General features: G+C 52.2%; 15 protein-coding genes and 4 pseudogenes. All 19 read right to left on the bottom strand.

Annotated elements, in window-relative coordinates:
- Nucleotides 1-5: 5 nt before the first annotated feature.
- The gene (locus CXB77_RS21455) at nucleotides 6-149 is read right to left on the bottom strand and encodes a hypothetical protein (protein ID WP_242445517.1); all 144 of its coding nucleotides are present in this window, start codon (nucleotides 147-149) and stop codon (nucleotides 6-8) included.
- A 68-nt stretch (nucleotides 150-217) separates the two neighbouring features.
- Nucleotides 218-439, bottom strand: a pseudogene (locus tag CXB77_RS06895) (response regulator); the annotation flags it as partial.
- 114 nt (nucleotides 440-553) lie between these two features.
- Entirely contained in the window at nucleotides 554-676 is a 123-nt protein-coding gene (locus tag CXB77_RS22995) for a hypothetical protein (protein ID WP_277949365.1), read from the bottom strand.
- A 26-nt stretch (nucleotides 677-702) separates the two neighbouring features.
- Nucleotides 703-954 (bottom strand): hypothetical protein, encoded by a 252-nt coding sequence (locus tag CXB77_RS06890; protein WP_105073311.1) that lies wholly within the window; start codon nucleotides 952-954, stop codon nucleotides 703-705.
- Nucleotides 955-1,087: 133 nt separating this feature from the next.
- Nucleotides 1,088-2,100 (bottom strand): annotated as a pseudogene (locus CXB77_RS06885) (class 1 fructose-bisphosphatase).
- Nucleotides 2,046-2,747: a Sua5/YciO/YrdC/YwlC family protein gene (locus CXB77_RS06880; protein WP_347338075.1), complete on the bottom strand. Its 702-nt coding sequence runs from the start codon at nucleotides 2,745-2,747 to the stop codon at nucleotides 2,046-2,048. Before CXB77_RS06880 ends, CXB77_RS06885 begins: the two are co-directional and overlap by 55 nt.
- A 36-nt stretch (nucleotides 2,748-2,783) precedes the next feature.
- Nucleotides 2,784-4,079, bottom strand: coding sequence for a 2-oxoglutarate dehydrogenase complex dihydrolipoyllysine-residue succinyltransferase (gene odhB / locus CXB77_RS06875; protein WP_105073309.1), 1,296 nt, complete (start codon nucleotides 4,077-4,079; stop codon nucleotides 2,784-2,786).
- Complete coding sequence (locus tag CXB77_RS06870) at nucleotides 4,076-6,955, bottom strand: 2-oxoglutarate dehydrogenase E1 component (RefSeq protein WP_105073308.1); 2,880 nt, start codon at nucleotides 6,953-6,955, stop codon at nucleotides 4,076-4,078. The genes odhB and CXB77_RS06870 overlap by 4 nt, the downstream gene beginning before the upstream one ends.
- A gap of 60 nt (nucleotides 6,956-7,015) precedes the next feature.
- The gene (locus CXB77_RS06865; RefSeq protein WP_105073488.1) at nucleotides 7,016-7,351 is read right to left on the bottom strand and encodes a zinc ribbon domain-containing protein YjdM; all 336 of its coding nucleotides are present in this window, start codon (nucleotides 7,349-7,351) and stop codon (nucleotides 7,016-7,018) included.
- A gap of 187 nt (nucleotides 7,352-7,538) precedes the next feature.
- Nucleotides 7,539-9,288 (bottom strand): annotated as a pseudogene (locus CXB77_RS06860) (SufS family cysteine desulfurase).
- Nucleotides 9,289-9,385: 97 nt separating this feature from the next.
- Entirely contained in the window at nucleotides 9,386-9,748 is a 363-nt protein-coding gene (gene trxA, locus CXB77_RS06855; protein WP_105073307.1) for a thioredoxin, read from the bottom strand.
- 157 nt (nucleotides 9,749-9,905) lie between these two features.
- Nucleotides 9,906-10,564, bottom strand: a pseudogene (adk, locus tag CXB77_RS06850) (adenylate kinase).
- Nucleotides 10,565-10,756: 192 nt separating this feature from the next.
- Nucleotides 10,757-11,542, bottom strand: a complete 786-nt coding sequence (mlaE, locus tag CXB77_RS06845) for a lipid asymmetry maintenance ABC transporter permease subunit MlaE (RefSeq protein ID WP_105073306.1) — start codon at nucleotides 11,540-11,542, stop codon at nucleotides 10,757-10,759.
- Entirely contained in the window at nucleotides 11,542-12,336 is a 795-nt protein-coding gene (locus CXB77_RS06840) for an ABC transporter ATP-binding protein (protein ID WP_105073305.1), read from the bottom strand. The genes mlaE and CXB77_RS06840 overlap by 1 nt, the downstream gene beginning before the upstream one ends.
- Nucleotides 12,337-12,400: 64 nt before the next feature.
- Nucleotides 12,401-13,816: a glutamate--tRNA ligase gene (gene gltX, locus CXB77_RS06835; protein WP_105073304.1), complete on the bottom strand. Its 1,416-nt coding sequence runs from the start codon at nucleotides 13,814-13,816 to the stop codon at nucleotides 12,401-12,403.
- 195 nt (nucleotides 13,817-14,011) lie between these two features.
- A complete protein-coding gene (locus CXB77_RS06830) occupies nucleotides 14,012-14,233 on the bottom strand; it encodes a HypC/HybG/HupF family hydrogenase formation chaperone (protein WP_105073303.1) in 222 nt (73 codons plus the stop codon).
- A gap of 26 nt (nucleotides 14,234-14,259) precedes the next feature.
- Nucleotides 14,260-15,471: an acetate/propionate family kinase gene (locus CXB77_RS06825; protein WP_105073302.1), complete on the bottom strand. Its 1,212-nt coding sequence runs from the start codon at nucleotides 15,469-15,471 to the stop codon at nucleotides 14,260-14,262.
- Nucleotides 15,468-17,615: a phosphate acetyltransferase gene (gene pta / locus CXB77_RS06820; protein WP_105073301.1), complete on the bottom strand. Its 2,148-nt coding sequence runs from the start codon at nucleotides 17,613-17,615 to the stop codon at nucleotides 15,468-15,470. The genes CXB77_RS06825 and pta overlap by 4 nt, the downstream gene beginning before the upstream one ends.
- A 64-nt stretch (nucleotides 17,616-17,679) precedes the next feature.
- A complete protein-coding gene (locus CXB77_RS06815) occupies nucleotides 17,680-18,744 on the bottom strand; it encodes an OmpA family protein (protein WP_172452581.1) in 1,065 nt (354 codons plus the stop codon).
- Between the last annotated feature and the right edge of the window lie 43 nt (nucleotides 18,745-18,787).

The raw sequence follows: 18,787 nt of genomic DNA, 5'->3' as shown, positions 1-18,787 counted from the left end.
AAAAATCAAATCGGTCGCTCGGTTTGCGCTCGCGCCACTACTTCGCGCCCAGAAATTGCCGTTGCCACACTGTGACCGGCGCGGATTAAGACCTCGCGCAGATGATTGCGCTCGGTTGCAGAATCATCGACTACCAGTAATTTTGCCATGTTGATCCTCTCAGTTTTTCGCGTGACACATTGAAAATGTTATGGTTATTGATAGCGTCACACGCAACTTAACTCAGATAACGTTTCAAGGTTGTGTTCAGGTGCTCAATTGAGAGCGGTTTAGTGAGATAAACATCCGCAGAAGCAAAGGTGCCGCGCAGTTTGTCGAAGCGTGAGGTTTTACCCGTCAACAGCACCACTGGCGCTGCAATCCGCAATTTGCGTTTGAGAATCCGGCAGACTTCGTAACCGTTGATGCCCGGCAACATGACATCCAGAAAAATTAACTGATAACCCGCTCTTGCACTCGCGTCAGTGCCTCTTCGCCGGTGATTGCAAAATCAACGAATGACCGGCTTTCAGCAGCCGCACTTCCATCATGGTGCGCACTGATTCGCTGTCGTCTACCACCAAAATGCGTTTAGCGAAGGAGCGGTCACGGGCGCAGACTGCGTTTTGTTGTAATCCGCCATTGCCTGCGCTGAAGGGTCATCGCGGATCGCCAGCTCCGGGGCGAAGTGATACACGTCCGAAACCAGTTCATCGAGGGTTTTCAAAATGCGGCTGGCGAGCGTCGGGCGTTTGAAAAAGATGCTACCACGTCGCTGGCAAATGCGGCTGGTGCATCGGTGCTGCCAACACGCACCACTGGGAAATTAGCCGAAAAAACTCGGCGCAGCTCGCGCCAACATTGGAGACCGAGCGGAAGGTCATCGTTGATGATGCAAATATCAGGAGGTTTGCGTTTGTGACCAGAGAAGTAATGCTGCGGTCTGACTGCGGATAACTGAAAAGCGCGAATCAAACTCTTTTCTTCGTTTTCAGGAAAGCCGCAAGCGCGATCGTAAATTGCTTTTGTTTGCTCATGTGAATTGACATCTCAGGCGTTGATCTCTTTCTCGCTGGCAGGAAAGAAATCAACGCTCGCGTGCGTTTAATCAGCTCTGCTGGTGATAGCTGAGAACGCGCTCAACTTCATTTCTTGAACCCAAAATCACCGGCACGCGCTGATGCAGCGATTCCGGTTGCAGCTCCAAAATCCGTTCAGTGCCGGTAATTGAACTGCCGCCAGCCTGCTCGACGATGAATGACATTGGATTCGCTTCGTAAAGCAACCGCAATTTGCCTTCCAGTCCTTTCTCTTTCATTTTTGCATCAACGGGATACATGAAGATGCCGCCGCGAGTGAGATGCGATGCACTTCGGCAACCATCGACGCGATCCAGCGCATGTTGAAATCACTTTCACGCGGGCCCTCTGTGCCGTCCAAACATTCCTGCACATAACGCTGAATCGGCGGCTCCCAAAACCGCATATTTGACGCATTGATGGCAAATTCGCGGGTATCGGCCGGAATCGTCATATTCGGATGCGTCAAAATGAACTCACCGATGTTTTGATCCAGCGTGAAGCCATTAACGCCATTGCCGGTGGTCAACACCATCATGGTTGACGGGCCGTAAAGCGCATAACCGGCAGCAACTTGCTGAGTTCCGGCTTGCAGGAAATCGCGCTCAGTTGCTGCTGCGCCACCGCCCGGGCAGCGCAGAATGGAGAAAATGGTTCCCACCGAAACATTGACATCCATGTTCGAGGAGCCGTCGAGTGGATCGAAGGTTAATAGATATTTGCCACGCGGATATTTCGCTGGAATCGGATAAATCTCATCCATTTCCTCAGATGCCATTGCGGCCAAATGCCCAGCCCATTCATTCGATTTCAGAAACACATCATTCGACAGAATATCCATCTTTTTCTGCGTTTCGCCCTGCACATTCTCACTGCCTGCGCTGCCGAGTACGCCGATCAATGCGCCGTGATTAACCAGATTGCTGATGACCTTACAGGCCGTGACCACGTCATTGAGCAATGAAGTGAAATCGCCAGTCGCGCCGGTCATGTGGCGTTGTTCTTCAATAATGAACTGCGTAATGCTTGTACCGTTGTGCATGATGTCCTCGTGTTTTTTGAAAGCACGTCTGTCTTTATTGGGTGGCACAGTATAGCCCGTAGCGCCAGCCGCTCGCCCCACTCTAATTCAGCCAGCCGCACCATGCGCCCAGTTTGTGCGTCACGAATCAACGAGGTGCGCTGCTCGCCGCAAGCTCCAACCAAGCAAACATCGGGCTGCGTCGTCAAAGCGCGGCGCAGTTGCAATGCCGTTCGCGCTGGGCGACGCGCTGCCCGATTCGCGCTGGTGGAGACAATCGCCCCGCCATAACTGCGACACAGCGCCGCAGCCAATGGATGCGCTGTGACGCGCACCGCCAGCGTGGCAAATTGTCCCGTCAACCAGCGCGGTGTCGTGGGCAACACCGGCACTAACCACGTATTTGGGCCTGGCCAACTCGCCACAATTTCCGCTTGGCGCTCAGTCGGCAGCGATCCGATAAACGGCAATAACTGAATAATATCAGCGGCAATCACAATCAAACCCTTCGCAGGCTCGCGTTGCTTCATCGCCAACACGCGGGCGACTGCCAGCGGATTCCACGGATCGCAGCCGAGGCCATAAACCGCTTCGGTTGGATACGCCACGACGCCGCCGTGTCGGAGCGCCAGCACTGCGCGGCGTAAATGATGTGATGAATAGCGCATTTGAGCATTATTCATGGTTGAAGCGTGGTTAATCAATTACACCCGCAATAACAATCTTGCTGGGTCTTCCAACGTCTCTTTAATGGCGACCAAGAATTGCACTGCATCGCGCCCATCAATAATACGATGATCGTAAGTCAAGGCGAGATACATCATTGGCGCAATCACGATTTGCCCGTTTTCGGCAATGGGGCGTTCTTGGATTTTGTGCATTCCGAGAATGGCGCTTTGCGGCGGATTCAGAATTGGCGTGGATAACAGCGAACCGAATACGCCGCCGTTGGTAATGGAAAAAGTACCGCCATTCAATTCTTCAAAACTCAGGCTGCCGTCTTTGGCTTTTTGTCCAAATTGCGCAATACCGCGCTCAATATCTGCCATGCTCAATTGATCGCAATTGCGCAGAATTGGCACGACTAAACCACGCGGTGAACTCACGGCAATCCCAATATCGAAATAGCCGTGATAGACAATATCATCGCCGTCAAGCGTCGCATTTAATACCGGAAAACGCTGCAATGCTTCGACCACTGCCTGCACGAAAAATGACATGAAACCTAAACGCACTCCATGCCGCGTTTCAAATAGCGTTTTGTATTGATCGCGCAGCGCCAGCACTGCTCGCAAATTGATTTCATTAAACGTGGTTAATAACGCTGCGTTGTGTTGCGCCTGCACCAACCGCTCGGCAATGCGGGCGCGGAGCCGTGTCATCGGCACGCGCTGCTCGGGACGACTGGCGTCACCGCTGAGACTCGGCGCGGCAGCGGGCGTTTCCGCAGTCAAGGTCAGCGCGTCTGGGTCATGTTCTGGCGCAGCCCGTTCGCGTTGATCGAGCCAAGCAACAACATCGGCTTTATGAATCCGTCCATCTTTACCGCTGCCAGAAATCTGTTGTGGATCAAGGTTCATTTCCTTGATGAGTCGGCGAGCGGCAGGGGCGAGCGGGGCTTCAAATCCCCCCACCCCCCCTTTTTCAAAGGGGGGCTTTTGCTCCCCCTTTAGCAAAGGGGGCTGGGGGGATTTATTAAAGGGGGGCTTCTCTTCCTCCCCCCTTTGTAAAAGGGGGGCAGGGGGGGATTTCGGGATTTCTCCACTCGCCGCAATCTGCGCCAGCAGCTCTTCCGCCCGCACGACATCGCCAACCTTGACCTGATGCGCACCGAGAATGCCCGACGCTGGCGCAGGAACCTCAAGCACGACTTTATCTGTTTCTAAATCAACGAGATTATCCCCCTCGCACACTGCCTCGCCGGGCTGTTTGTGCCATGCGGCGACGGTGGCATCAGCGACCGATTCGGGAAGGATGGGAACGCGAACATCATGGCTCATTGTGGTGGAATCCTTTGATTCATATTGAGATTAAAGTGACCGGTCAGGGCTTCATCCAGCAGCCGCTCATGCTGTTCGAGATGCACGGCGCGATGTCCCACTGCTGGCGCAGCAGATGCCGGACGACCGACGTAATACGGACGTTTACCCGCTTGCATCAAATGATGAAAACGATGTTTGATCTGATCCCAAGCGCCTTGATTTTGCGCTTCTTCTTGACACCAGATGATTTGTTCGGTGGTCGGATACTGCGCAATCACTGCCGCAAACGCCTCTTTTGGGAACGGATACAGTTGCTCAATCCGCACAATGGCGACATTGGTCAAACCTCGCGCCCGCCGCGCTTCCAATAAATCGAAATACACCTTGCCGCAACAGAAAATCAGCCGTTCAATTCCGGCGGGATCAAGCGCGTCAACCTCTTGAATCACCGTTTGAAATTGACCACTGACCAACTCATCCAACGCCGACACCGCAATACGATGGCGCAGCAGACTTTTGGGTGTCATGACAATCAACGGCTTGCGGTAATGGCGCAACATTTGGCGGCGCAGCAGATGAAACATTTGCGCCGGCGTGGTCGGTACGCACACCTGAATGTTGTGATCGGCACACAGTTGTAAAAACCGCTCCAACCGCGCTGAAGAATGTTCCGCGCCCTGCCCTTCCAACCCGTGCGGCAACAGCATCACCAGCCCACAATCCAAGCCCCATTTGCTGCCGCCGGAGGTGATGAACTGGTCGATTACCACCTGCGCACCGTTGGCAAAATCGCCAAATTGCGCTTCCCACAGCGTGAGCGCATCCGGTTCGGCCGTCGCAAAACCGTATTCATAACCGAGCACGGCCTCTTCCGACAAAATCGAATCGATGGCGATAAACGCGCCTTGCTGGTCGTGTAAATGTTGCAGTGGCGTATAAGAAACACCGTTGTTTTGATCGTGAATTTTAGCGTGGCGATGCACAAAAGTGCCGCGCCCCACATCTTGCCCCGACAGTCGCACCGCAATTCCGCTATCGAGCAGGCTGGCATAAGCGAGATTTTCTGCCATGCCCCAATTCAGCAGTTGATCGCCTTGTCCCATGCGTCGCCGTTCTTCCCACAACTTTTCAACCCGAGGATGCAGCGCGAAACCTTCCGGCAAACGCAGCATCATTTCAGTCAATGCCCGCAGTTGCTCGCGGGCAACGCCAGTATCAATCTCTTGATTCCACGGCATTCCTCGGCAAAAGCTCCAATCGACACGCGGCGGTTGATTCTTCAAACCGTGCAGCACCGGACGCGCAATCACCACGCCCTGCGCAATGGCGTCGCGGTAATTGGTGAGCAGCACGTCGGCAGCGCTGCGGTCAATCAGTCCGGCAGCAATCAGACGCTCGGCGTACACGGTGCGCGGCGTCGGATGGTTGCGGATTTTTTGATACATCATCGGCTGGGTCACGGCGGGTTCATCGGCTTCGTTGTGGCCGAGGCGGCGATAACACACCAGATCAATGATCACATCTTTATGAAATTGGTTGCGAAAATCCAACGCCATCCGCGTCACGAAAATCACCGCTTCGGGATCATCGCCGTTGACGTGAAACACCGGCGCAGCGACCAGTTTGCCAACATCGGTGCAATAAGCACTGGAACGCGCATCGAGCGGGTGGCTGGTGGTGAAGCCGATTTGATTGTTGATGACGATGTGCACGGTGCCGCCAGTGTTGTAACTGCGGGTTTGCGACAGTTGCAGCGTTTCCATCACCACGCCCTGTCCCGCAAACGCAGCATCGCCGTGAATCAACACTGGCAGCACCTGATCGCCAGTGCGATCCAAACGCCGCCGTTGTCGCGCCCGCACCGAGCCTTCAATTACTGGATTGATGATTTCCAAATGCGAAGGATTGAAGCCGAGCACCAAATGCACCGAACCGCCGGGCGTGTCGATGTCAGTGGCAAAACCCATGTGATATTTGACATCGCCAGCCAGTTGCCGACATTCGGCGCGAACCTCCACACGTCCCTCAAATTCGTCAAAAATGTCGGTTGGCGGTTTGCCGAAAATGTTGGTTAGCACGTTAAGCCGTCCGCGATGCGCCATACCAATGACGATTTCCTGCTGACCTTTGCGCCCAGCGCGTTGAATCAGCTCGTCGAGCAGCGGAATCAGCGCCTCGCCGCCTTCCAACGAAAACCGTTTTTGTCCAACAAACCGCTGATGCAGATAGGTTTCAAAGCCCTCGGCAGCCGTCAGCAGTTTCAGCAGCCAGTGCCGATCCGCAGTCTCCAGCTCCGGCGTGGCGCGATAACCTTCCAGCCGCTTTTGAATCCAGCGCCGTTCCTGCGTGTTGGTGATGTGCAGATATTCCGAGCCGACGCTGCCGCAATAGGTTTGCTCCACGATGGCGATGATCTCGCGCAGCGTCATCCGGTCTGGTGCGTAAAGCGATCCGGTGTGAAAAACCAAATCAAAATCATGGTGTTCTAAATTGTGATACGCCGGATCGAGATCGACGATGTGCGGCGTGTCGCGCAGTTTGATGGGATCGAGATTGGCGACCTGATGCCCGCGATAACGGTAGCCCGTAATCAGCGCCAGCACTGCGGACTGTTTTTCCGCTGCGCCGGGCGCGAGATGTTCGACAGTGCTGGCGCTGGCGAGGGAACGGCTTTCCTGCGCCAGCCGCAGGAAATTGTCCCGAATCGGGCGATGCGGAATGTCTGGTGTCGTGGACGGCGTAGCGTTTGCTGCCAACTGTTCAAAACGCACCCGCCATGCCAAATCAATACTTTCAGGATCAGCAAGATAGCGTTCGTAAAGGTCTTCAATAAACGCAGCGTTATCGCCGTTCAAAGCGCCAGAGCTGCTGAAAAATTCCAAGATGGCAGACATGTTTGATGGCCTGACTGGCTCGTGGGAAAAAGTGTGACGATAAACGCCACACTGTGGCGATCAAACTTTTTTCAAATAGCAGGCTTTCAACATGAAGTTGCCCACATCCAATTTGCAATCAACTTCGTGATCGCCGTCGCCCAAGCGAATGTTTTTCGCTTTGCTGCCGACTTTCAAAGTGATTGATGAGCCTTTCACTTTCAAATCTTTAATCAATACGACCGTATCGCCATCGCTCAACACCGAACCATTGGCATCTTTGACGATACGCCCGGCGCTGTCATCCATTTCGGTCGTTGCAGTCATTAACCATTCATGCCCGCAATCAGCACAAACGTAATGATCGCCATCAGGATAGGTATTTTCTAAAGTACAGCGGGGACAGGAAGGAATCATTTGTGTGTCATTTTCGAGTGAAAAAAAGAGCGTCAATTATGCAGGAATGACATACGCACTGAATGGCGTTTGTTTGAAATTGACGAATTTAATACCGTGCGATTTGTGGCAGCAGTTCGATCAGTTGAATGCGGCGTTTTTCGATTTAACTGCCACGATCAAATCAACATTTTCATTCAGCATTCAATTATTCACCAACCACTTGCTGCGCCAGCGCCCGCACCCGCTGCACCATCGCTGCCAAACCGTTGCGCCGCGACATGCTCAAATGTTGATCCAGACCAATTCGTGCAAAAAACGCTTCGGCATCAAATGCCAAAATTGCGGCAGCCGGTTGCCCCGAATAAATCTGCTGCAACAGCGCAATTAACCCGCGCACCAGATTGGCGTCGCTATCCGCAATAAATTCAATGATGTCGGTGGTGCCCGGCGCAATCCGCGCTGCGATGTGCACCGTGCTTTGACAACCGTGCACTGCCGTTGCTGCGGTTTTCAGTTCCTCGGGCATCGGTGGCAATTTGTCACCTAAATCAATCACATGTTGATGACGCATCGGCCAATCTGGCAAAAATTCAAACACTTCAGCAATGTCATTCGCTGCTGCGGTCGGTGAGGCAGCAGCGGTTAATTTGAAATCCCCCCAACCCCCCTTTTGCAAAGGGGGGCTTTGCGATGACTTTGCTGAAGGGGGGCTTTGTTTAGCGCGGGCGGCTGCGATGATGTCGGTTAATGCTTCTGCCAAGCGGTCGATGTCGTCTAAGTTGTTGTAAACGCCGAAGGAAGCGCGAGCAGTCGCCGCAATGCCGAACCGATCCATCAGCGGCTGGCAGCAGTGATGCCCGGTGCGAATGCAAATCCCGCGCAGATCAAGCTGCGTTCCAATATCGAGCGTTGCCAGCGGCGGATCGACCACAATCCACGACACCACGCCGCTTTTGTGCTGCGCTGTGCCCTTGATTTCTAAACCAGAAATGGCACTCAACCGCGCAGTGGCATGTTGCAGTAAACGCTGCTCGTGGGCGCTGATCTGCGCCAGCCCAATTGCTTGAATCCAATCAATGGCTGCTGCCAACCCAATTGCGCCAGAAATGTTCGGCGTTCCCGCTTCATATTTGCTGGGCAGCGGCGCGTAAGTCGTCTGCGCAAACGTGACCTGTTCGATCATGTCGCCACCGCCTTGATATGGCGGCATCGCGTCGAGCAGATGGCGTTTGCCGTACAGCACGCCAATTCCCGTCGGGCCGTACAATTTATGACCAGAAAACACATAAAAATCAGCATCTAATTCCTGCACATCGGTCACCGTGAGCGATCCACTGCGCTCCATCAATCAACACCAGTGCGCCCGCAGCGTGAGCGGCAGCGATGATTTCCCGCACCGGATTGATCGTGCCGAGCGCGTTAGACACTTGATTTACCGCAACTAAACGGGTGCGCGGAGACAGCAGTTGCCGATACGCATCAAGCTGAATTTCGCCAGCATCGTTGATCGGAATCACGCGAATTTGTGCGCCGGTTTTCTCGGCGACGAGCTGCCACGGCACGATGTTGGAATGGTGTTCAAGCGTGGACAAAATAATCTCGTCGCCGGGCTGAAGATTTGCCGCACCCCAGCAAGCAGCAACTAAATTGATCGACTCAGTCGCGCCGCGAGTAAACACGCATTCCGCCGGATCAGCGGCATTGAGAAAACGCGCCACGGTCAGCCGCGCTTCTTCGTAAAGCCGAGTTGCTGTTTGCGAAAGTTGATACACGCCACGATGAATGTTGGCGTGTGATTGGCGGTGATAATCATTCACTGCCGCAATCACCGCTGTCGGTTGCTGAGTGCTGGCAGCACTGTCTAAATAAATCAATGGCAAACCGTGCGCAGTGGTCTCAAAAATCGGGAATTGCGCCCGCACTGCGGCAACGTTAAGCATGGGTAATGGTTTCATTGTGAATTAAACCGAGCGGGAATTGGCGGCAAAACGTTGGAGCGATGGAGCGGATGAATTGAAAACTCATTTCACCCGCAAATGCGCAAAGCACTCATTACGCAGATTGTTGCGCAATGCTCTTTTTTACTTCATCCATATCCAATTCTTTGGCTTTGGTGAGTAATTCGCGCAAACCACCTTCCGGCAATGCGCCAGCTTGGGAAAAGATGATGATCTGGTCGCGGAAAATCATCAGCGTGGGAATCGAACGAATCTGGAAATGCGCAGCAATATCTTGATGCTCTTCCGTATTCACTTTAGCGAATACGATGTCATCAAAATCTGCGGAGACTTTTTCATACACCGGCGCAAATGAACGACAGGGACCGCACCATGGCGCCCAAAAATCAACCATCACAAAATCATGCTTCTGCACTGTTGCTTCAAAAGTTGCGGTCGTGAGTTCAATAACAGCCATGCGTAAATCCTCTTGCTTAAATGGTTATCATAATAAGCGTGATGCGGTTGAAAAAAGTTTTCATTTTTCAGTGACCGTAGTATTTGCGATTGACAGCTTTTTTCAACCGCATCACACCTAAAGCGTTAAACAATCAGTTATTGCAAAAAGTGGCGTTTTATAGCGCAGCAAGTTGGCTAATGATGCGGTCACGAATGTCGTCAACGCTGCCAATTCCTGCCACTTTAATATAAGCCGGAGCGCCAGCAGCGCCTTCTATTGACCAACTGCTGTAATAGTGAATCAGCGGCTCGGTTTGCTCGTGATACACATTCAATCGCGCTTTTACCGTGTCTTCACGGTCATCATCGCGTTGAATCAATGCTCGCCGGTTTCGTTATCAATTCCTTCTTGACGCGGCGGATTAAAAACAACGTGATAGGTGCGCCCAGATGCCAAATGCACGCGCCGCCCAGACATGCGGCGAATGATTTCTTCATCGGGAACGTCGATTTCCACCACTGCGTCGATACTGACACCAGCGGCTTTCAACGCATCAGCCTGCGGCAAGGTGCGCGGAAAACCGTCAAATAAATAACCGCTGGCGCAGTCGGCATCAGTAATGCGTTGTTTAACCATGCCCATGATGATGTCATCGGAAACCAGTCCGCCTTCATCCATGATTTTCTTTGCCGCAATGCCCAATTCGCTGCCCGCTTTGACGTGAGCGCGGAGCATGTCGCCAGTCGAAATCTGCGGAATGTGAAAATGAGTTTTGATGAAATTGGCTTGAGTGCCTTTGCCAGCACCGGGACCGCCTAACAGAATGATGCGCATGAGCTTATTCCTGTTCTAAAAAAAACTAATCAACATTGATTAAGTGGTTTGATCCGCACTTGATTAGCGCAGTACAGCGTCCAATTCAAGCTCCTCGACTTGCTGATACAGCATAAACGCTTGATTGAATTGTCAGTGATTACTGACAACTTTTTTCAACTGAGTAAATCCTACGCATTTCATCGAAGCGCATTATTCGGTTCCAAACATCAATGCAGTCAATACGAAATCGACGCCGAGCACCACCAGTGCGGCATGAACCACTGAGCGGGTGGTGGCACGACTGACGCCTTCTGCGGTCGGCACGCTTTCATAACCCTGAAACAGCGCGATCCACGTCACGACCACGCCAAACACCAGACTTTTGATGACACCGTTGACGACATCTTCTTGAAAATCAACCTTCGCCTGCATCTGGCTCCAAAATGCGCCGTCATCAACGCCGAGCAGTCCGACGCCCACGAAATAACCACCGATGACGCCGACTGCGCTGAACAATCCCGCCAGCAAGGGCATCGCCAAGATGCCGCCGAATAAACGCGGCGTCAAAATCCGGCGCACTGGATCAACTGCCATCATTTCTAAACCCGCCAATTGTTCGGTCGCTTTCATCAGCCCAATTTCTGCGGTGAGCGCCGAACCAGCGCGTCCGGCCACCAGCAGTGCCGTCACCACTGGACCAAGTTCGCGCACCAGCGACGTCGCCACCATCACGCCTAAACTTTGCGCCGCGCCGAACTGCGCCAGCACGTAATAACCCTGCAATCCCAGCACCATGCCGACAAATAGCCCGGAAATTCCGACGATCAGCAGCGATAACACGCCGATATTAAACAGTTGTGCAGTGAATAAGCGAGGACGCCACAGAATTTCGCCAACGCCGAGAATGCAATTGAGCAGCAGCAAATGCGCTCGTCCAATGCGTTGCAGCGTGGTGATGGTGCTGCGCCCAATTTGCGCCAAGCTATTGAATATCATTAGGATGATCCTCCAGCGCGTAGATCATCAGCCAACGCTGGCGCGGGATAATGAAAATGCAGCGGACCGTCAGGTCGTCCGTCCATAAATTGCCGCACCTGCGCCGATTGATCCGCCGCAATTTCCGCTGGCGTTCCGTGCGCGATCACCTTCCCGCCATAAATGAGATAAAGCGCATCAGCGATGCTCGCCGTTTCGCGGACATCGTGCGAAACCAAAATGCTGGTCAATCCGGCATCATCATTCAATTGACGAATGAGCGTCACCAATACGCCCATTGAAATTGGGTCTTGCCCGGTAAAAGGTTCGTCGTATAGCAACATCATTGGATCAAGCGCAATGGCGCGAGCCAGCGCCACTCGTCGCGCCATTCCACCAGATAATTCATGCGGCATTAAATCTCGTGCGCCGCGCAATCCGACTGCTTCTAATTTCAGCAACACCAATTTACGCAATAGCGACGGTGATAACTTGACATGCTCGCGCAATGGATAAGCGACGTTTTCAAATACGGTTAAATCGGTTAATAACGCGCCGCTTTGAAAGAGCATTCCCATGCGCTGCCGCAATTGAAATAAATCTTTCTTTTTCAAATGCTGGATATTTTCGCCATCCACTTCAATTAACCCGGCATTTGGCTGCAATTGCCCGGTCATCAATTTGAGCAGCGTCGTTTTACCGCTGCCGCTTGGCCCCATAATGCCGGTAACAGAACCGCGCTGAATATCGAGATCAAGCTGATCAAAAATCACCCGTTCACCGCGCCGAAATGTGAGTCCGCGAATTTTGATCAATCCCCCAACCCCCCTTTGCTAAAGGGGGGCTTTGCTGCTGGCGCAGCAGTGGTATCAACATCCATTACGCTTCTGCGCCCCGTGCTGCAATATATGCCAGTGCCTTATCAATTCGGCGCAGTGTCGCCTCTTTACCAACCAATAATAGCGTTTCATCAATTCCCGGCGACGCAGCACGACCAACAACTGCCACCCGCAATGGCTGGGCAACTTTTCCCATATTCACTTGCAACGTTTCTGCCACGCGCTCCACCGTGTGTTTTAACGTTTCCGCCGTCCAATCGTCATTCGCCAGCAATTCAAAGGCAGCGCGGATTTGTTCTAATGGCTCGCGGGCAACTAAACGCAAATGCTTTTTCGCTGACGCTTCATCGAATTCATCGAAATCACGGTAACAAAACGCGCTGATTTCTGCCAATTCAGTCAATGTTTTAGCGCGAGCAGCTTGGGCTTTAATCACCGCAGTTAATGCTGGGCCGGTGGAAGGGTCAATACCAAGATGACCTAAATGCGGACGCAGCAGACGATCAATTCGCTGCGGATCGGCATGTTGCAAATACTGTTGATTGAGCCAATCGAGTTTATCGGTATTAAATGCAGACGCAGCTTTATTCACGTCGCCAATATCGAATAATTCAATCATTTGTTCAATCGAGAACACTTCTTGATCGCCGTGTGACCAACCCAGCCGCACTAAATAATTCAATAAGGCTTCGGGTAAATAGCCTTGATCGCGGTACGCAATCACACTCACTGCGCCATGCCGTTTAGAAAGGCGAGCGCCGTCATCACCCAAGATCATTGGCACATGCGCATAACGTGGCGGTTCATGTCCCATTGCCCGCAAAATGTTAATTTGGCGCGGTGTATTATTGAGATGATCGTCACCACGAATGACGTGCGTAATGCGCATATCGGCATCATCGACGACGACGCTTAAATTATACGTTGGTGCGCCATCGCTGCGGCGAATAATGAGATCATCTAATTCAGCATTGGCAAATGGAACCCGTCCACGAATAAGATCATCGACGATGACCACGCCATCAGGTGGATTTTTGAAGCGAATGACATGCGGCGCGTCGGGATCAATGGTGCGCTGGCAACAATGCCCGTCATAACGCGGTTTTTGTTTATGCGCCATTTGATCAACGCGCAGCTTTTCTAATCGCTCTTTAGAACAATCGCAGCGATACGCTAATCCCCGCGCTAATAAATCATCAATGACTGCGTTGTAGCGATCAAAACGCTGAGTTTGATAAAACGGGCCTTCGTCATAATCCAATCCCAGCCACGTCATTCCTTCTAAAATTGCATTCACTGATTCGGCAGTTGAACGCTCTAAATCGGTGTCTTCAATGCGCAATACGAATTGACCGCCGTGTTTGCGGGCGTAGAGATAGCAAAATAGCGCAGTGCGAGCGCCGCCAACGTGTAGATAGCCGGTTGGAGATGGAGCGAAACGGGTGCGAACAGTCATGGGCATGAAATCGGTTGAATGAATTGGGAACTGCGGATTTTAACAGTGCGGTTGCGGGCTGTCTGGAAATCGCTAATTGCCTGTTGGATAAATCCCCCCAACCCCCCTTTTCCAAAGGGGGCTTTTTGTGCTCATTTTTCACAGGGGCTTTTTCTCTTTCTCCCCCCTTTGAAAAAGGGGGGCTGGGGGGGATTTTCAAAACAAGCCCATTTCTTCAATCAGGCGCAGCGTGTATTCCGCATCTTCGACGCTGAGTTTATTCAGCGCATAACCGACGTGAATCAGCACGTAATCGCCGACGGCTGCATCGTCAATCAGCGCCAGCGAAATCGTTTTGCTCACGCCGCCGACGGTCACAATCGCTTGGTCGCTGCCGGTTTCGATCTGCGTGATTTGTGCAGGAATGGCTAGACACATGACAGAACCTCTTGAAAAATTGGCAGTTATTCAATTGGAGACACTGCCGCCAACGCCTGCTGTGCAATTTCTAACTCTTCATTGGTCGGAATGACCAGCACTTGCACGGCGCTGGCTGGCGTACTGATTCGTCGCTCGCCGCTCGGTTTTCGCGCTGCGTTTAACGTGTCATCCAGCACGATGCCCAGCCGCTCCAAATCGGCACAGGCGCGTTGGCGAATTCCCGCCGCGTTTTCGCCAATTCCTCCAGTGAAAACAATCGCATCCACTGCGCCGAGTTCGGCAGAATATGCGCCGATGTACTTTTTTAACCGATGCGCCGTGATACCAATTGCCAGCTCCGCCGCTGCATCGCCAGCCGCAGCGCGGAGATCAATTTCGCGCATGTCATTCACGCCGCAAATGCCGAGCAAACCGCTTTGACGATTGAGCAATTGATCCACGCCGTCTGCGTCTAAACCTAGATTTTTCAACGCATAAATCGCCACTGCCGGATCAATGTCGCCGCAGCGCGTGCCCATCACCAGCCCTTCCAACGGCGTTAATCCCATCGACGTATCGACGCACTGACCGTTGCGAATGGCGCTGGCGCTGGCACCGTTGCCGAGATGCAGCGTGATCAAATTGCACTTTGCCAACGGTTTGCCGAGCAGCGCAGCGGCGCGTTTGGCAACGTAATGATGCGAAGTGCCGTGAAAACCGTAACGGCGAATTCGGTGCTCGGTGTAGAGAAATTCAGGAATGGCGTAGCGGTACGCGGTCGGCGGCATGGTTTGATGAAACGCAGTATCAAAAACGGCCACCGACGGCACACTCGGAAACAACTGTCGTGCCACTGCGATTCCCGCCAAATGCCCCGGATTGTGCAGCGGCGCAAGCGGAATCACGCTCTCAATCTCCGCGACGACTGCGTCATCAACAATCATCGGATGATTGAAATTCGGACCGCCGTGCACGACGCGATGCCCAATTGCCGCCAATTCCGTGACATCCGCCAGCAATCCGCGCTCGCGCAAATCAGCAATTAATAGATCAAGCCCCGCTTGATGCGTCGGAATTGGCCGCGTTTCCTGCCGCGATTGCGCCGCGCCCGCTGCATCGTACCAATTCAACTTGAGTTCGCCAGCTTCCTCGCCAATCCGCGCAATTAAACCATGCGCCAGCACTCGCCATTCCGCGCTATCAAACAATTGATATTTAATTGAAGAACTGCCGGCATTCAGCACCAAAACTTTCATTGCGCTGCCTCCAGACTTTCCTCATTGCCAATGGCTAATTGACCATTGATCACTTCTTGCGCTGCGTCCTGCGCCTGAATTGCGGTAATCGCGACCGTATTCACAATATCGGTGACAGTGCAGCCACGACTTAAATCATTGACGGGTTTATTCAATCCCTGCAACACCGGACCAATAGCGACTGCATTGGCGCTGCGTTGCACCGCTTTATAAGTGTTATTGCCGGTATTGAGATCGGGGAAAATCAATACTGTTGCATGACCAGCGACTTCACTATCCGGCATTTTTGAATGCCCAATTTCAATATCAACTGCTGCGTCATATTGAATCGGCCCTTCGATTTTAAGATCGGGACGGCGCTCGCGGGCAATACGCACTGCTTCACGCACCTTTTCGACATCTTCGCCTTTACCGGAATCGCCGCTGGAATACGACAACATCGCAATGCGTGGCTCAATTCCAAATGCAATTGCAGTTGCGGCAGAACTAATTGCAATGTCGGCTAATTCATCCGCGTTGGGATTCGGATTGACTGCGCAATCACCGTAAACCAATACGCGATCCGGTAAACACATGAAAAACACGCTGGAAACCAGTTTAACCTCTGGTTTGGTTCTCACCGTTTCAAATGCCGGACGAATAGTGTGCTGGGTCGTGTGCATTGCGCCGGAAACCATGCCATCAGCATCGCCGCAATACACCATTAACGTGCCGAAATAACTGACATCTTCCAGCGCATCGCAGGCCATTTGCAGTGAAATACCCTTATGCTGGCGCAATTCAAAATAGGTTCGCGCATAACGCTCGCGCTCTGGTGAAGTGACCGGATCGAGAATGCGAATGTTGTCGAGTTTCAAACCCAGTTCGCCAATTCGCCGGCGAATTCGATCTGAATTGCCGAGCAGCGTCAGCTCGGCGACACCGCGCAGCGTGAGGATTTCTGCTGCCCGCAAAATGCGCTCATCGCTGCCTTCGGGTAATACGATGCGCTGCTGGCGTGATTTGGCGCGACGAATTAATTCGTATTCAAACATCAATGGCGTAATTCGGTCGGAATGACGCACGGCAATACGCCGCCGCAATTCTTCTACTTCAATGTGATTTTCAAATAATCCCAGCGCCGCTGCGATTTTGCGGACATCGGTCGGCAAAATAGTCGCTTCCACGCGGTGCAAATTCATCACCGTCGTAAAGGTGTCGGTCGGGACTTGCAAAATAGCGACCTTGGTACGGCGCAATCCTTCAATTAAACGACGCACCGTTTCGGCTGGGCGCAAGCCACCAGTCAACAGCAATCCGGCAACTCGCGGAAATGATGAGGACACATCGGCGGCGAGGCTGGCCAAAATAATGTCCGAGCGGTCGCCGGGCGTGATAATCAAGCAACCGTCTTCGATGTAGCGCAGAAAATCTGGAATCTCCATCGCCGCAATTTTGTAGCAGGTCACGACCTGATGCAGCGCGTCATCTTCGCCATACAGCGTTTCCGTATTGAGTGAACGCTGAATTTCGCTGATGGTCGGTCGCGCCAGCGCCGCTTGATGCGGCAACACATAAACCGTTTCCGTCGCCGTCAACAGATCGCGGGCGAGATTTTTCACTGCGTCAACGTGCTCGGCAGCCACGCCATTGACCACGCTGGCGAGAAAATCGCCGCCGCGCTCGCGCATCAGCTCGTGTGCGATGTGCAGCGCGTCCACCGCCTCCTGCGGATTGCGCCCAAAACCCTTGACCACCACAATCAAACTGCAACCGAAATTGATCGCCAAATCCGCATTGAAATCGAATTCCAATGACGGAATTAAACCGTTGTAATCGGTGCCAGCGCATACGACTAAATCACAGCGTTCTTCTAACGCCTTAAACTTATTCATCACCAGTTTAATCAATTCATCGTAATGACCACTGCCAATTAATTGCCGCGCTGTTTCCACTGTACAGCCGTAAAACATTTCCGCTGGAAATGGCAATTCATAACGACTCTGGATTAACGCAGTGAGATTGTCTGGTTCATCGGCTTTTGGTGCGAATGGACGAAAAAAACCTACTCGTCGATTCACTGCCGATAACATTTCCATCATGCCCAAAACGACAACCGATTTGCCACTGCCGGAACCCGCTCCGGCGATATAAATACTCTGCATGAACTACTCACTGGTTAAAGGATAAAAATATAACAGACGGAATAGCATTCCGCGCTGCTGAAAACTATCTGGCGACGATTTCTAATCGGCGATTTCGTGCTCGTCCGTCGTCGTTGGCATTCGTGGTTAACGGCGCGAGTCCGCCCACACCCATTGCGGATAATCGTGTGCTATTAATTCTGTATTGACGAATTAATAATTGCATCACCGCTTCGGCACGTTGCGTGGAAAGCGTTAAATTCTTATTGAAATTACCCTGATTATCGGTGTGACCAACCAGATACACTGATAACTTTGGCTGTTCATTGAATAAACGTGCAATCTGTTCCAATTGCGCCGCAGCTTCCGGGCGAATGGTTGCTTGATCATCGGTAAATTGAATGCCATAAATTACTGCGTGTCCGTTCGCCGTGAGATCGCGCAATAATTCTGCTGCGCTCAATACTGGAAATAGCGCAGTATTCTCGGCAACAGATTCTGTGAATTGCGGTTTTTCTTCAGGTTTGGATTGGGTTTGATTCGTTGATACGCGCAGTTCTTCAATAAACACTGCGACGCGTTCGCCAGCCTGTGAATCAGCATAATTATCTTGATACGCAGCGAAAATGAAAATATAGGATTCACCTTCAGTATTGCGCCGTTGCACGACTTGAATGCGCGGCTCTTTCACTGAGCCTTCAGAATAAACTGATTTTAATAGATAACTTTCAGTAAATTGTTTCCCCTGCGCTGCATCATAATAAAATGCTGCTACTTCTTTTCCGCATTTCTTAAAATCAATACACTGAAAAATAGATTGATAACCCAACTCAACCAACGCTTCCTGATAATGACGGATTACTTCCAGTGAGTCTATTTGCGGCGGCGCAAGATATAACCATTGGGAGCATTGGCCTTCTGCTTGGATTGATGTTGTCCAACCGTTTTTTTTCCATGGTCCAGTCGGAATTTCACTGCGCACTGCGGCGCGTTGCCGATAGCCAATCAATACAGAATCTGCGACACGCAGCAATCCGGGCATGTCTGCTGCATTCGGAATCTCTTCTAAAGCAAATGCTGGCGCTGTCATGGTGAATAGCGCCAGCATCAAACTCATGCAATAATCGTATTCAAACCACCGACGCATCATTCCGTTGCTCATGCTTTATCGGCGCTGCAATGGCATTCCACCC

This window comes from Chromatium okenii (genome assembly GCF_002958735.1).
Lineage (GTDB): Bacteria > Pseudomonadota > Gammaproteobacteria > Chromatiales > Chromatiaceae > Chromatium > Chromatium okenii_A.
This window is presented reverse-complemented; position numbering and strand designations above follow the sequence as displayed.

Coding starts and splice junctions, on each gene's coding strand:
- CXB77_RS21455 (WP_242445517.1), bottom strand. CDS start 149: ATGGCAAAATTACTGGTAGTCGATGATTCTGCAACCGAGCGCAATCAT.
- CXB77_RS06880 (WP_347338075.1), bottom strand. CDS start 2,747: ATGCGCTATTCATCACATCATTTACGCCGCGCAGTGCTGGCGCTCCGA.
- odhB (WP_105073309.1), bottom strand. CDS start 4,079: ATGAGCCATGATGTTCGCGTTCCCATCCTTCCCGAATCGGTCGCTGAT.
- CXB77_RS06870 (WP_105073308.1), bottom strand. CDS start 6,955: ATGTCTGCCATCTTGGAATTTTTCAGCAGCTCTGGCGCTTTGAACGGC.
- CXB77_RS06865 (WP_105073488.1), bottom strand. CDS start 7,351: ATGATTCCTTCCTGTCCCCGCTGTACTTTAGAAAATACCTATCCTGAT.
- trxA (WP_105073307.1), bottom strand. CDS start 9,748: ATGGCTGTTATTGAACTCACGACCGCAACTTTTGAAGCAACAGTGCAG.
- mlaE (WP_105073306.1), bottom strand. CDS start 11,542: ATGATATTCAATAGCTTGGCGCAAATTGGGCGCAGCACCATCACCACG.
- gltX (WP_105073304.1), bottom strand. CDS start 13,816: ATGACTGTTCGCACCCGTTTCGCTCCATCTCCAACCGGCTATCTACAC.
- CXB77_RS06830 (WP_105073303.1), bottom strand. CDS start 14,233: ATGTGTCTAGCCATTCCTGCACAAATCACGCAGATCGAAACCGGCAGC.
- CXB77_RS06825 (WP_105073302.1), bottom strand. CDS start 15,471: ATGAAAGTTTTGGTGCTGAATGCCGGCAGTTCTTCAATTAAATATCAA.
- pta (WP_105073301.1), bottom strand. CDS start 17,615: ATGCAGAGTATTTATATCGCCGGAGCGGGTTCCGGCAGTGGCAAATCG.
- CXB77_RS06815 (WP_172452581.1), bottom strand. CDS start 18,744: ATGATGCGTCGGTGGTTTGAATACGATTATTGCATGAGTTTGATGCTG.